Origin of the sequence: Thermogladius sp. 4427co (assembly GCF_051933805.1) — an archaeon.
GTDB lineage: Archaea > Thermoproteota > Thermoprotei_A > Sulfolobales > Desulfurococcaceae > Thermogladius.
Window position 1 is genome coordinate 82,449 of the sequence record NZ_CP196893.1, and the last position, 13,788, is coordinate 96,236.

At 46.0% G+C, this 13,788-nt stretch carries 10 protein-coding genes and 1 tRNA gene; 3 read left to right on the forward strand and 8 right to left on the reverse strand.

Annotated features, from left to right (window positions below; genetic code table 11):
* Positions 1 to 53: 53 nt before the first annotated feature.
* Complete coding sequence (locus ACSU1N_RS00455) at positions 54 to 755, forward strand: MBL fold metallo-hydrolase (RefSeq protein WP_440059666.1); 702 nt, start codon at positions 54 to 56, stop codon at positions 753 to 755.
* 115 nt (positions 756 to 870) lie between these two features.
* On the opposite strand, the gene ACSU1N_RS00460 is transcribed toward ACSU1N_RS00455, so the two are convergent.
* From ACSU1N_RS00460 to ACSU1N_RS00480, 5 genes are all read right to left on the reverse strand, one after another.
* A complete protein-coding gene (locus ACSU1N_RS00460; protein ID WP_440059667.1) occupies positions 871 to 3,144 on the reverse strand; it encodes an AAA family ATPase in 2,274 nt (757 codons plus the stop codon).
* On the reverse strand, positions 3,141 to 5,105 hold the full coding sequence (locus ACSU1N_RS00465) for an ATP-binding protein (RefSeq protein ID WP_440059668.1): 1,965 nt from the start codon (positions 5,103 to 5,105) through the stop codon (positions 3,141 to 3,143). Before ACSU1N_RS00465 ends, ACSU1N_RS00460 begins: the two co-directional genes overlap by 4 nt.
* Positions 5,102 to 6,391, reverse strand: coding sequence for a hypothetical protein (locus ACSU1N_RS00470; RefSeq protein ID WP_440059669.1), 1,290 nt, complete (start codon positions 6,389 to 6,391; stop codon positions 5,102 to 5,104). The genes ACSU1N_RS00465 and ACSU1N_RS00470 overlap by 4 nt, the downstream gene beginning before the upstream one ends.
* Positions 6,392 to 6,401: 10 nt before the next feature.
* The gene (locus ACSU1N_RS00475; RefSeq protein WP_440059670.1) at positions 6,402 to 7,625 is read right to left on the reverse strand and encodes a metallophosphoesterase family protein; all 1,224 of its coding nucleotides are present in this window, start codon (positions 7,623 to 7,625) and stop codon (positions 6,402 to 6,404) included.
* A 53-nt stretch (positions 7,626 to 7,678) separates the two neighbouring features.
* Positions 7,679 to 7,777: transfer RNA gene (locus ACSU1N_RS00480), tRNA-Cys, on the reverse strand.
* A 221-nt stretch (positions 7,778 to 7,998) separates the two neighbouring features.
* Between ACSU1N_RS00480 and ACSU1N_RS00485 the strand changes: the two genes are divergently transcribed.
* A complete protein-coding gene (locus ACSU1N_RS00485) occupies positions 7,999 to 9,033 on the forward strand; it encodes a PhoU domain-containing protein (protein WP_440059671.1) in 1,035 nt (344 codons plus the stop codon).
* A 148-nt stretch (positions 9,034 to 9,181) separates the two neighbouring features.
* On the opposite strand, the gene ACSU1N_RS00490 is transcribed toward ACSU1N_RS00485, so the two are convergent.
* From ACSU1N_RS00490 to ACSU1N_RS00500, 3 genes are all read right to left on the reverse strand, one after another.
* Positions 9,182 to 9,457 (reverse strand): hypothetical protein, encoded by a 276-nt coding sequence (locus ACSU1N_RS00490; RefSeq protein WP_440059672.1) that lies wholly within the window; start codon positions 9,455 to 9,457, stop codon positions 9,182 to 9,184.
* Positions 9,458 to 9,544: 87 nt separating this feature from the next.
* On the reverse strand, positions 9,545 to 10,615 hold the full coding sequence (prf1, locus tag ACSU1N_RS00495) for a peptide chain release factor aRF-1 (protein ID WP_440060311.1): 1,071 nt from the start codon (positions 10,613 to 10,615) through the stop codon (positions 9,545 to 9,547).
* A gap of 148 nt (positions 10,616 to 10,763) precedes the next feature.
* Positions 10,764 to 12,713, reverse strand: a complete 1,950-nt coding sequence (locus tag ACSU1N_RS00500; RefSeq protein ID WP_440059673.1) for a hypothetical protein — start codon at positions 12,711 to 12,713, stop codon at positions 10,764 to 10,766.
* A gap of 138 nt (positions 12,714 to 12,851) precedes the next feature.
* On the opposite strand from ACSU1N_RS00500, the gene ACSU1N_RS00505 reads away from it, so the two are divergent.
* Positions 12,852 to 13,781: a lysylphosphatidylglycerol synthase domain-containing protein gene (locus ACSU1N_RS00505; RefSeq protein ID WP_440059674.1), complete on the forward strand. Its 930-nt coding sequence runs from the start codon at positions 12,852 to 12,854 to the stop codon at positions 13,779 to 13,781.
* Positions 13,782 to 13,788: the final 7 nt, after the last annotated feature.

Sequence of the window (13,788 nt, forward strand, 5' to 3'; positions counted from 1 at the left end):
ACCGGCCTCTCGCTTAAAATCGTATTGGGAAGAAATAAAAAATTAGGTTTGTCATGGTAGAAATAATCGTCTTATACGATGATACATTAGAATCCGGCGAGAATTGCGTTAGGGACTACGGCCTCTCTATACTGGTTGAGACCGGTGGGAAACGGTTGCTTTTCGATACGGGTAGTAGCCCGCACGTTTTAGAAGCGAATGCTAAGAGGATCGGTGTTAGCCTTTCAAGCATAGACCTGTTAGTAATAAGCAACCCTCAACCAGACCATACGGGGGGTGTCCAGGCAGTCGGCAACCGGAGTGTTCCAATATATGTCCCGCCTGTGAGACAAGGAGAGTTCCTAAATTGGCTTAGACTACTCGGCTTCCAGAGTATCAGGGTAGTAAGAGATGTAGAAGCTGTGAGTGAGTCGGTAATCCTACTCTCGTTCCCCGAATCAAGGATACCCGAAGTCTCTTTACTAGTAGAGGATGGAGAAGGCTATACTATGCTAGTAGGATGCGGGTATCCTGGTGTCCACTACATGGTTGGTAAAGCCGTGGGGAAGAAGTATAATATTGTAAAGCTCGTAGGAGGGCTACACTTAGCCGAGGCCGGCGAAGCATATGTTAGAGCAGTAGCCATGGAATTGAAGAGGTTGGGGGTTGAAGAAATACTCCCTCTGCACTGTAGCGGTAAAACACTTGCTAAATACGCTAGCCTACTCGGCGTAAGAATAAGATCATCGAGACTCTGTAGTAAAACTATTCTATGACAAATGTGTGAAACAATATTAGGTTGGGAAAAATATTCTACATGGTAGCGATGAGGTAGACAAACCCTTTATTAGAGGCATGTGCCGGTGATAGGAGTGGCCAGGGCCGAGCGCTTTAAGAAATCTGTCCTATGGCTGGGTTCTCGAGGATTCTCGATACGAGCTCGTAGTACTCTTTATTGAAATCCCCTTCGTAGCTAACGCTCGTAGTATTATTCCTGATTGCGAGCCTTATACGGGTACTGCCTGCTTCTAAAAGCTCCTCGTCGTGTGTTACAACAATTATGTGGACCTTATACCTCTCGTTGAGTATCTTCAGGAGTTCTTTCAGCCTACTAACCATCTCCCTGCTCAAACCCGTGGTTGGCTCGTCTAGTAGCAGCGTAGAATCTTTGAATTTAAAACTCATGCTCCTCAAAGCCAGGTTTATAGCCAGCCTTAACGCTAGTGATACGAACGAGCCCTGCCCTCCGCTAGGCAGCCTTATCTCGCCGACCCCTTTCTCTGTCTGGAAATAAAACTTTATGTCGTAGTCTCTCGTAAGCTCTACGTTCAGAGGCTGGTCTGGGGCTAATTTGAGAAGTATCTCCCTGAATCTCTCCCTGATAAAGCCAAACGACTCCTGGGCTAGCTGGCTACTTACATACTCGGTAATCTCGCCGAGCTTCTCTAGTAATTCCTTTGCTTTAATAAGCCTGCTCAACTCGGTTTTCAACGACTCTACCTGTGTGATTAGATCGGCTATCTTCTTAAGCTGTTCGTTAACCCTCTTAAGCTCCCCATCGATCTCTCCAATCCTCCTATTTAATCTATCGATTAACTCCTGAACCTTCTTCCTTTCCACTTCTATTTCAGCGAGCTTCCTCCTTCTCTCTTCCAACCTTTTATTCAGCTCATCTATCTCCTTCCTCATCTTCTCTACTTCGTCAACACGCTTCTTGGCTTCATCCATTCTCTGGCGTATATTTCTGAGCTCTATGTATAATTCCTCTTCCCTCCTCATTTTCTCGAGCTCCCTCTCGAGATCTCTCAGCCTGTTCTCAATACTCTTTTTCTGAGCGGCTACCGCCTCCCTCTGCTTCACGAGTTCTCCTAGCCTTAGATTATATTTTTCCATCTCCTTTTCCTTCTCTATTATCCTAGCCCTGATCTCCGCTAACAGCCTCATACCGTGGTCGTGGAGGATTGGCTGTAAGCATACAGGGCACTTCCCTTGTTTAACGATCTCTTCTTTCTCACCATACTCTTTCTCTAATTCCCTAATACTAGATTTCAGGCTTGATACTGTAGCTTGTATACTAGCTATATCCTGTGTTAATTGTATTTCCCTACCCGCTAGATCGTCAAGGCTTGCTTTGAGCTGTTTTATTTCTTCATCTATCCTTCTGCGTTTTATATCCCATTCCTTAAGTATTTCTGATATACGGGCTTCATCTAGAACTTCTACCTGCATGAGACTCTTGATTTTATTTTCGAGCTCTCTCCTCTTATCCTCTAGGTTCCTTAGTTCGTCGGTTAGAGATTCTATTTTCCCCATTTTTTTCTTTACCTCACCTTCTAGTCTACCGATATCGTCCTGGAGGCTCTTGATCGCGTCTTCTAATACTGTTAAACGGTCTCTCGCCTCGCCAAGCTCTCTAGTAGCTTTCTCTCTCTCCTCCTGGAGTTTTCTCGCGTCTTCCTCTAGCTTCTGTTTGTTAAATCCTTTCAAAGTATTTTCTAAACGCTCTAATTCTGCATTCCTCTTATCGATCTCTTTGGACACGTAATCTATCAGCTTACCTAGATTGGTTCTGAACGAGGTGTACCTGGATAATCCCAGGGCTAGCTCTACAACCTCCCTCCTCTTCTCAGGGTCTAGCTCGAGGATCGAGGTTAGATTAAACTGCGGCGAATATATTATGTTAGTGAAGAACTCGGGCCTATGCCTACCCCCTTTCTCTACGAGGCCGAGTACATCTCTCACTTTCAACATGTAGTCGCTGGATGATAGCCTTATCCTACCAGTGTTCTTGACGACTGCTCTATCGTTTTCTAGCTTTATCTCATAAGTGTATATCGTATTGCTAGTATTAGAATACTTGTCTCCGACCCTTTCGATAACCCTTTCCAGTAGAACCAGCCTATTACCTTGTTTAACCAGGACTCTGACCACTCCCCTGTTCTCGTTAGCTCTTAGCAGGTGCCTAGGCTGTGGTGTAGCGTATGCGCTTGTTAGGCCTATACTGCCTCCGACAGGCGTCTCGAAAGCGTAGGCTATAGACATTAAAATGCTTGTCTTACCCGTCCCTACTTCTCCCTGGATTACAGTTATACCTTCGTTAGGGAATACTATTACGCCCTTTCTGAAACTCCTAATGTTCTCGAGGTAAACACCTAGTATTTTCATACTTCTTCTCCATGCTCTACAAGGCTCTTCAAAGCCTCACCGCTTACCTCCAAACCCTCTCTATGTTCCCGGCTCTTGACTATAAGGTCTTTCTCGGAGTGTGCCGGGATATAGACTGGCAATGGTCTCCTGAGTTGTGAATCAGCTGAGTATACGTAGGCTTCTCTCTCGTTCAGGAAGGGTAGCGCTTCGCCCGGTATACCTACGTTCCTGAAGAACTCTATGTCGGCTGTGTAATTCGTTCTCATAGCTATCACAGTATTGAAATTAGCTAGGAGCTGCCTATCAATCATAGTAGCCATCTGGGTTATCGCAATTATACCTATATTGAACTTCCTACCCTCTCTAGCAACCCTCGCGAAGGAATTATACACCGACTTCACCTTCTCACTGCTAAGGTATAGGGGTGCTTCCTCAGATACTATAGCAACAGGAGGCATCCCAGAAGCTTCAAAAGGACCCCTAGCCATCCTATCCTCGAGGATCCTCCTGGCGAGAGATAGCGCTACTAAATCGCCCTCCCTCGTAGATACCCTTGACAAGTCGAGTATAACCATGTTACCCGTATTTACATCCCTAACAATCTCGTCGAGGCCCAACCCGGGTGCTTCCACTAGTATCCCGCTCTTAACCTTCTCAGCAACCGTATTTACTGCTTTACCACTAGGTAGGAAGTCGTAGAAGGTTTGCTCGGAGAACGATTTGCTATCCCTCTTTTCAACAACCTTTAGTAGCGAGTAGATTATTCCGGCTACTAAATCTGGTTGTTTGAATACGCTGATCGTCTTGAAAACGCTATTCGAATCATCTATTACGTAAACCAGTTTCTTCTCCTTCTCTGAGACAACGAACTCTCTACGCCTGGTTGTAATACCTAGGGCGTTAGATATTATCCTCCTGAGCTTCCTTAGCACCGTAACGTTCTGGAAGCCTCTCTCTAGGAAGTACTTGTGGAAGCCGTATTTCTCATTCTTAGTCGCTTTCGAAGCCTCTAACCTAATAGCGTTATCGAATATTAGCAGGTAGAGGGCTAGGAGGTCGCCCCTAGGCTTAACGTCTTCATTCCCTACAGAAATCAGCATGTTGCAGATCGAGGGTGCTAGGAGATTGTTGACGCAGGCTGTGTAAGTTATCTGTGTTAAGTTATCTAGGAGGTCTTCTAGGTCTAGTACTTCCTCGTCCTCAAGGTCGAGAGCCATACTTATATCCGGTACCCCGATATCTGATAGAGCTATCGGTGTGATCGCGCCGTAGGAGGTCTTGGAACTATGATAGTACAACGTTATATGTCGTATTACCGGGATATTCTTCGATACATCATTTACGACATTTATGAAGTCACCGTATTCTCCGTGCCTGTCTAGTATGAGCCATGAAACCGGGTTATTACTATAGGCGAATGAAGCAGTGATAAAGCCTTTGACACCAGTCGTCTTTCCTGCTCCGGTCTGGCCGGATACTAGTATGTGTTTAGGGATGGTCTTAGACAGGTTTACCCTGATCTTGAAGTCGATGAAGTAGAGCCTGCCCCGTAGCGAGGGGTGTGAGGCTATGCCAGACCTAAGTACGAAAACCGGGACACCATCCCCGGTCATAGAACTTATCTTCTCCATTATCTTATTGCTCTCGACATCGCCGGGCTCGACCTTGTAAACAGGCGTACCAGGCTTAGGCAGGGTGGAGGGTGTGTATAAGGCGTTAGCGGCCTCATTGAATTCTAAGAAGGCTTCGGCAATACCCGTTAGAGTAAAAGCGTCTTCGAAAACAGCAGACCTGTGGTAGGCTTCGATACCAGGTGTTAAAGCTTCTATCCAGCTGCTTAGGGAAGTCAATTGAAGCAGTGTCAGCCTATTATCCTGTTTCGCGTATATGAAATCGCCGATCCCCGGTATGGAATCCCTCTTGAATTGAATTAATACCCTATTGTCCCTCCAGCCGATCACCATTCCAACAGGGTTCAAGCAGACCACCTCAAGTACCCGAGCCTCCTCTCAGGCATATGCCTAAAGATCTCGACGAGAGGGTGGTTCAGCCCTCCCGTGTACTCCCTTATATAGTAAATCATCCTAGGCTCGAACCTGGTTCTAACATATTCTCTACTCAGCCTAACAAGTTTATCTACTTCTAGGAAACCGTACGGGGGATAGCCTTCGACTCTCGTAATCCTGGCGAATACGGATTCGATATCTGCTACAAGCCTATCCGAGACTTCTAGAGCATATTTCTCGTCTACCGAGAACCCCTCCCTGTGGTTGATCAGGGGCTTGGCCAAGTACTTCCCGAAGACGTAAACGTTGACGCCGTCTACTGATACAGGGGTTTTCAAAGCGTATACCCCGTACCTATCGAATACCGGTGTTGTAACAGTGTGGAGTAGTTTCACAGCTAGATTCTTGGATTTAAGATATATTTCTTTCAAGAACCCTGCTGAAGACTTCAGCGAGTCAGCATCTATTAGACCATAGCCCCCTCTCACCTTGCTAAGAAGTCTCCTGCTACGAGCAAGAGTCGTAAACTTCGTAGTCTTCGCCAAGCCGACAATCCTGTCTAATAGATTTAATAGAGCATCCGATTTCAAACCAGTCATTAGGCTCAAGAGGTCGAGGCCATCGAAGCCCAGTCTCCTACCCATTCCTCCGGCTCCAAACCATCTCACTAGGCTACCATCTAGAACACAGGTTGAGCTGCTGAGTTTCTCAACAACCCTGATACAGTATGCTAGTTCTATGAGGGATACAAGGTAGTCGAATATCCTCGAGAAATATTTTACCTTACTATCTAACCCCTCAAGCCCTACCCCGAACGCGCTATCCAAGCCCTGGCCTACTAGAGCAGATATATTATCGGATACTTCTAGCGCTCTCTCCGGGGTTAGGAGGATTGCTGCATCGTCGATTGGGTAGATTAAGAACCTGAACCCTTCTCTGCTTATAGACCCGTATACGACATAGGCTTCTGACTCCGCCCCACCTAGTTTCCGGCCTACGTACTCGAGCCTGTCGCCAGACCTAACTATCCCGCCGACTCTAAGAAACGATAGATTAAACGCGTCTGTAGAATACATCCGCCCCGTGTGACCCGAGTCTACGAAGACAATGTTACCGTCGAAGCCTCCTCTGAAACCCGTCGGCTTATAGAACCTCTCGAAGAACTCCTGGCGGATCCTAAATATCTCTACATCCCCTAGCGACCTATAGTCGCCCACCATCGCCTCTACGACAACCCTAAGCCTCTCGTCGATCCCCACTCGCACCGCCTCAACCCAGTAGTTTAAGCAAATCTTTTAAAACGTCCTGGAGGGAAACGCCCTCCGAGATCCTAGATATAAGCTCTTGTATTACCGAAGGGTCTACTGTAATACCGTATTTAGGGAGGAGTTTCTCGAGTAGTTTCCTCTCGCTTTCGAACAAGTCTATTTGCTGTGGTATGCTTAATAGGGTTAGAGGTGTTTCTTCGAGACTACTTCTTACCCTGAAATGTATATAGGCTCCCTCCCTCTCTGCTAGTGCACGTAGCCTTTCGACGAGACCTCTGTTCACCCCGCTATCTATCTTTGCTACAACCACTCTATAGGGGCCTTTAAGCCTGTTGATAGCCTCTACCAATATCCTCTGGGCAGTCGAGTAGTCGTGGTCCGGGGATAGCTCAATATAGCCTACATCGGGCGTATTCTTTAATTCCACCGACTCGTATACTGCTCTATCCTCCCCGATATCAACTACCAGAACCCTCCTCCTAAATCCTTTCACTCCCAGTATGTACGAGTCGAATAGATCGTTCCCATCGTACCCGACAGGCGCGCCAGGGTAGGCAGCTCTCGCAACACCCTTCTTCTCGAGTGGGATCGGGAAATGGACGTGGCCTAGGGCGAAATAAACTGCTCTCGGGAATAATTCTCTAAGCACTCCTAGACTAGTCGTAGCCTGTCCTTTCAGCCTTGGTAATACATCCTCTAGCTTATAGGAGTCTAGGTCTACGAACGTATGGGCCATAACGACCTCGGGGTTCCTACTATCCCCCAAGACCCTAACCATACGCTTGTTGATTAATTCGACCTCGCTAGCATTCTTCAAACCGGGTATCGCGATAAAATCGAATCCTTCAACTTCTAGTCTAACCGCCTTGATAAAATCGCTTACTTCTACCCGGGGGACTAGAGCGAGCCCAGTCTTCTCCAGCAGGTTTAAAACCCCCTCCCCCTCGGGGTGGAAATCGTGGTTGCCCGGCGAGACAATTACTTTAACACCGTGCTTCTTCAATTCGTTCAGGATATCGATGGATTCGAGCAGTATCTCGGAGGGTATTTCTTTAATGCCTCTAGAATCGTAGAAGTCGCCTGAGATTACGAGGAGGTTACAGGATTTACTGACAGCGGTATCGGCTATCTCTCTCAAAGCCTCTATGAAAACTTTCTTTACAGTTTTACTCTCTGAGAAAAGCCTAGAGCCTAAGTGTAAATCCGAAGTATGGAGAATCCTCAATTAAACACCCTCCATTTATATATCACAAATCCTTCTTAAAGGAGATTGCTGAGAGCCGGGGGCGGGATTCGAACCCGCGGTTAAACGGGTTTCTGAACCCCTTGGCGCAAGGCCCTGCAGCCCGCCGCCTTAGACCGCTCGGCCACCCCGGCTCTATATCATATACTGCATCAAGGGATATTTAATCTGATTCGTTAAATCCTACGGGTCTACGTTAGGTATTTAGTACATATATATTCGGATTATGTATCTACTGTAACAAGCAGTGTTTATAACTCGTTTTTCGTATATATTCAACCATTTAGGAAAGAGAAAGGTATTTAAGGGCTTATATAAAACATATATGTGAATAAAGTGTATGTAGGTGAGCATTATGTCAAGTGTTGAAAGGAGAAAAGTTCAGAAAACAGGTAGCTCTTCATACATAGTAACCCTACCTAAAGACTGGATTGATGCAATGGGTTTGAAGAGCGGTGACTACGTATATATCTACGAGCACGGTGGCAGGCTGGTTATAACCCCTGGTACATTCGAAGCAGTCCAGCTCCAAGGAAGTATTAAGGTTATTGCAGATACCAGGATTGAAGAAGTCTTCAGAGCGATAGTGGCTCTATACCTATCCGGCTACACTAATATAACAGTCTCATTCGAGCCCACGCTGAAAAACCTAGCTAAGAAACTCAGCGACCTTAAGAGTATGGTTAGGATAAAGCTCGCAGGGGTGGAGGTTGTAGATGAGACGTTTAACTCCGTATCTTTCAAAATACTCTTAGACCTGAAAGAGCTACCTCTCGAAAACGCTATCCGCAGGCTGCATCTGATAGTATCTAACATGGTTAAAGACAGTCTCGAAAGCTATAAGAACGCTGACAAATCCCTCGCAGAAGCTGTCATACAAAGAGATGACGAAGCCGATAGATTCCACTTCATGATCATTAGAGAGCTTTCGATGGCCCTGCTAGACGTTAAAGTTATGCACGACCTCGGCCTAACATCCCCGGTCGAAGCGATAAACTACAGGATCGTGGCAAGAAACCTCGAGAGGATAGCAGACCATTCTGTAAACATATCTAAGAACGTTATCAAATACGGTGTTAAATCAAACCTGACAAACGAGATTTACGACCTAGGTGTGTCGATAGCAGAACTACTCAATAACTCTATGCAGGCTTTGTATAAGCTTAGTAGGCAGGATGCCGAGGAAGTGATCAGTAAGACATACGATATACTCTCGAAGATTGACGAGCATGTCTCGAAAGTAATATCAGCTAACATACCGGAGACTGAGAGAGCATATCATATAATGATTTTAGATAGCCTGAGGAGGATCACAAGGTACTCGAACGGTATAGCCGAGACATCTATCAATATTAAAGCTATAAAAACGCCGAGTATCGAGATTAAATAAATCTGTTTTAGGATTGAAACCCCTGGAGGCTATTCTAAAGGATAAAGATTTTTATACTCTGAAAACATTTCTTAACTTAGACCCCGGTGCCCGTGCTACTCCCCCGTTGTACCGGGGGCGGGTGAACATGGGCCGGGTCACTCCCGGCTCAAACAATCCTCTTAACTCTCCCTCCTTCCCTTGAAGGGATATACCTCTGGTCGAACTCGGTATTGTCGGCAATACCTTCTTCTACTTTATCGGGAGGGTATAGCTTCTTCTCCTCTACGTAGGCTCTTATGAGTTCTATCGGTACATTATCAAACTTCCCGACGACATGCGTTATCCCCTGGATTCTAAGCCAGTTTAGAAAATCCTCTTCTAGACCTGCTTGTATTATTAGATCTACTAGCTCCCTCCTTTCCCTGGGGTCCTCGAGGGTCAAGGACTACCCCATTTTAGTATTATCCCAGTCCCACAAAAATAATTTTCGCAGAGGCTGCCTATAGCGGAGAAAGGTTTGAAGACTGAGCTACGCGTGTGTCTTAAACCTTAGTATTCCACCGATCCCGTTGAAAGTCTTCAGGAACCATTCTCCCTCGGGCATTTCATTGTTTACCACGATTACCTTAGCCCCGTAGTTCTTAGCTTTGTCTAGCCATTTCTCGACGTCCCCCCTCTCCTCGGACACGATCAAGGTTTTCACAGCCCCCTGTTCGAGAGCGTTCAACACCTCGTCTTCACCATATACTATCATACCGTCGTCTTTAGCCAGGTGGAGTTTGAATTCCTCTATTACCTGTAGTCCTTCAACGTATTCCTGCTCCTTTAGTATATCCTGGGCTTTCATAACCATCTCCCTCAACCCGGCCTCGCCCTGGTATGCTACATCTACCAGCTGGTTTAACACTATCTTCTTCAGCCTATAGTCTATGTAGTCCCCCTGGAGGAAATCGTACTTGCTGTAGGCAGGCCCCCCTATTAATATCGCTTTCAGCTTCCCTTGTTCCAACAGGGGGAGGAAGGTCTTATTAACATGCTCTCCAACCTTCTTGTAGAAGTCTTCAACCATCTGCTCTATAATCCTATCGTACCTCCTCTGGCTCTGGCCTCCTTTCTCGTGCTTGCCCGGTATATATTCTTCTAGTTCTTCGACAACGATCATCCTATTGCCTTTCAACATGCCTATTGTAGCAGCATCCCTCTCTACTATGACCAGCCCTATGATGTTATGCTCGTACACCATCTCCTCGAGGAACTCCGTATGGAAGTACTTATCCGTCCTGTAGAAGAATACTCTAACCTCCTCGGGCGGTATCAGCATTATAGATATGAAATCCCCTGTGTCAACGTTCTCGCCGGCGAATAAGACCAGCCCGTTGTCGGGTATCTTGCTAAACCTGCTAACCCTGTCTATAGCCGCTGCTAGAGCCCTTTGGACAGCGTTCTTCGTCCTCTTAAGCTTGATGTTATCAGAGATTGAGAGCTCCTGCCTCAGCAAGTTTACTACATCGCTGACAGGCCTCCCAGGCGGTATGTACAAGCTTAAGAGTACTGTAGCAGGAGCCTTCCACTTCTTCAACTCTTTAATAATCTCCCTCAGCCTCTGCTTATCAACCCTGAGCTCTTCAATCTTCTCCTCGCTATAGCTAAAAACCCATACCCTCCACCACTAACCATACCATAACTGTTGTAATTGGAAAATACTGTTTTAAAGAATATTGCTAGGAGGATTTTATTAAGGGAAAAGACTACGGGTTTTGCCCTAAAAGCTTAGGAGAGCCTGGAGGCGATGGAGGCGGACCACCAGCCGTATTTATTAGTTTTATACTATAGTACGAGTATAAAGGTATTAGGTTGTTCTGGATAGCTATAGCGTTAACGCATGGGGTTGTCGCTTTATCGATCTCTAGTATTATCGTATCCGGGTATTTTGTGTTAGGAAACTTGTAAAGATTTAACCCTATATAGAATCCACTAGCGTAGAATGTTGACTCAATGTAGTCGAAAGCATCTACTGCTTCAGCTAATAGGCTAGATACTCCATCGGCTAATATAGATTCTCGATTAGCGAATGCTAGGCCTAACAGGGATATTATCAGTTTTTTATATAGGCCGAGAGTTAAAGATGGGAACGGGACACTGGTCACAATATCTTTTCTGAGCGAATTGTCGACACCATTCCAGTAGGGTGGGATTTTGCTTAAGTATTCTGAGTAAATAGGCCACTCAACGGGGGAAGATATTAGCTTACCGTATTCGCTAAGCAAAGCATAAACGTTTGCATTTGGAGCATATTTGAGCGTCGAAGATATTATATTACCGTACTGGTCAAACTCTATTAAATCCCATAGTGTAGAATGCGCGTCTGATATCTCTTTATAAAACGGTATGAAAGCGATATCTGGGATAGCGATCCAGTGATTAGTATCGTATTCGGATATATGCCATTGAAGGCTGATAGCATCGTATAAATACATTATTACAGACGGGATGATGATCCCGACTCCTCTAACGCCCATCTGGAAGCGATGTCTATCGTATACTGTACTGGTGCCAGATATATCAAGGAATGCCATTTCATCTAGGATAATCGGGTAACCGAGGTAAGAATAGCCATTGAGCCTGTACCCAGCAGTACCATAAGCGAATGTAATCGTGAACTGGAGGTCTGGGAATTCTTCTGTACCATTGTATATTAGTAGGAATGGTTTGTATATTGTGAAGAAGGTTAGAGGCGGAGTACTATGGTTCCAGTAGAATCCAGCACCTTGCCTCATAAGGTTGAGGAATACTGAAGCATTGTAGATACCCGGCCTGTAGAGAGGAGAGCCGTACAGCCAGTTTAACACGTCTGAAGTAGTAGGGAAACACGATTTATCGAGTATAAAAGCCTGGGAGTATCTTAGGGCCAATGCGTACCATGCGTCCCTAGCTAGATCCCTGCCTTCGGGCAGGAACCTGTTAAAGAACCATGCTGGAGGGTTATCTCTTGAATCGTATAAAGCCTTGTAATATACTACTGTTGAGATACAGGGCGAACCCGGGGAATAAGCCAGTGCTTCCCCGCTGTATGAGCTAACCTGGATACTCTTAGTGTGAACCCTATCGTTTACTCTGACCAGGGATCTCGAGATAATAGATGTATTCATCTTTAGGGAAATACCTTTATCAAGCCATTCAAACGGGTTTGAAAGCGCTTTCTCAAGTGCTTTAAACGGGTGCAGCCCGGTAGCAATATAGTAGTCGAGTGCTGAGAAAGCATCGGTGTAAGCGTATATGTTTCCTTTAGAATCGTAGAGCCAGAGAGCTATACTCAAAGTAGGGAGTGCTACACCCCCTTTACTCTTATTGCCGAGGATGCCCCGGATAATATTCCACTGGAGCCTCGCCTGCTCCAGCCCCTCCCTCAGATCGATTTCTAGGAAGCCCTTGGAGGAAAGCTCGTCGAATGAATATGTTTTGACTAATCCTCCTAGAGATATGAATATGAAGCCCGAAGGCTCCTCCCCGTTAATACTCAACACTCCCCCGCTCTTGTCGTAGACGAGTGTAAGCACCCCGCTCTTGCTTGGGACTGCGAGAACCAACATGCTTTTAAAGCCCGGTATCACCACCGCACCCGATTGGAAAAAGCCTAATAGAACAGCTAGTAGGACGAAGACGGCGAGAGAAGTAGCTACCAGCGCCCTAGACTTCAAAACCGTTTACCCCGTCTATGTAATATGTTCTTCTAGTTAAAAATTTTCCTAACAGGCCTATAGCGCTTGATACTCTATGGTTATTGATTAACCGATACATCAATAATCCTTACACCATAAGATAGGGCAGTGAATGGTATGAGGCCTGGGGTAGCGCTGATTTCAATAGTAATAGTGTTCGCGACTATAGCGGTTTACAGCGTGGTAACCTCAAGCTACTACACTATCTTCTCATCCAACCCCCTGGCGATGGCTGCGTCATCTACCTTATTGCTCGCAGGCTACGCTGTGTCTTCGCTAAGACTCAAGATAATCCACTATAAATATACAGGGCGTAGGCTAGGGTTTACCGAGTATTTTAAAGCCAGGCTAGTTGGCAATACGCTTGCTTTCATAACCCCTTCAGCAGTAGGCGGCGAGCTAGGGAGGGCTGGCTACTTCACTATACACGGCTATTCTCTCGCGGAAATGCTCGCTGTATCATACTTCGACGTATTCTTCGACGTCCTGATTACGAATATTGTAGGGCTAGTCTTCTCGATCAGCTACCTGCCCTGGTCGCTGCCAGTGATCATCGTTGCTATATCAACTCTAGGCATATGGTTTTCAACCATAGTCGCTCTAGCCGTAGTAGGGAACTCGAGGGGGATCCGCTTCCCCAGGGCTTTCGAAAAAACACGTCTTGTATCTAGATGGCTGCATAAGCTAGCTGATTTCGTAAACGCTCTGGCGGAATCATTCAGGGACGTATTAGAGAAGATCTCACTACCCGACCTGCTAGCCATACTATTGCTAAGCGTATTATCCCAGGGACTGCTATCGTCATCGGTATTCCTTATCCAGGATGACTATACCCGGGAGGGATTAGAGAAATCTGTTGAAGCATACTTTTTCTCACAAGCACTAAGCTCTCTCCCGACACCCGGGGGAGCCGTAGTTTCAGAATATGGGCTAAGCCTGGGTCTTAGTCCAGGGTATGTCGTTGTCTACCGCCTCGTATATGCTCTCACGAATATCGTGCCTGGTCTTATAATCCTATTGAAACTATATAAGGGTAAGAGGATGTAGGAGTGGA

Coding starts and splice junctions, on each gene's coding strand:
- ACSU1N_RS00485 (WP_440059671.1), top strand. CDS start 7,999: ATGTCAAGTGTTGAAAGGAGAAAAGTTCAGAAAACAGGTAGCTCTTCA.
- ACSU1N_RS00460 (WP_440059667.1), bottom strand. CDS start 3,144: ATGAAAATACTAGGTGTTTACCTCGAGAACATTAGGAGTTTCAGAAAG.
- ACSU1N_RS00505 (WP_440059674.1), top strand. CDS start 12,852: ATGAGGCCTGGGGTAGCGCTGATTTCAATAGTAATAGTGTTCGCGACT.
- ACSU1N_RS00455 (WP_440059666.1), top strand. CDS start 54: ATGGTAGAAATAATCGTCTTATACGATGATACATTAGAATCCGGCGAG.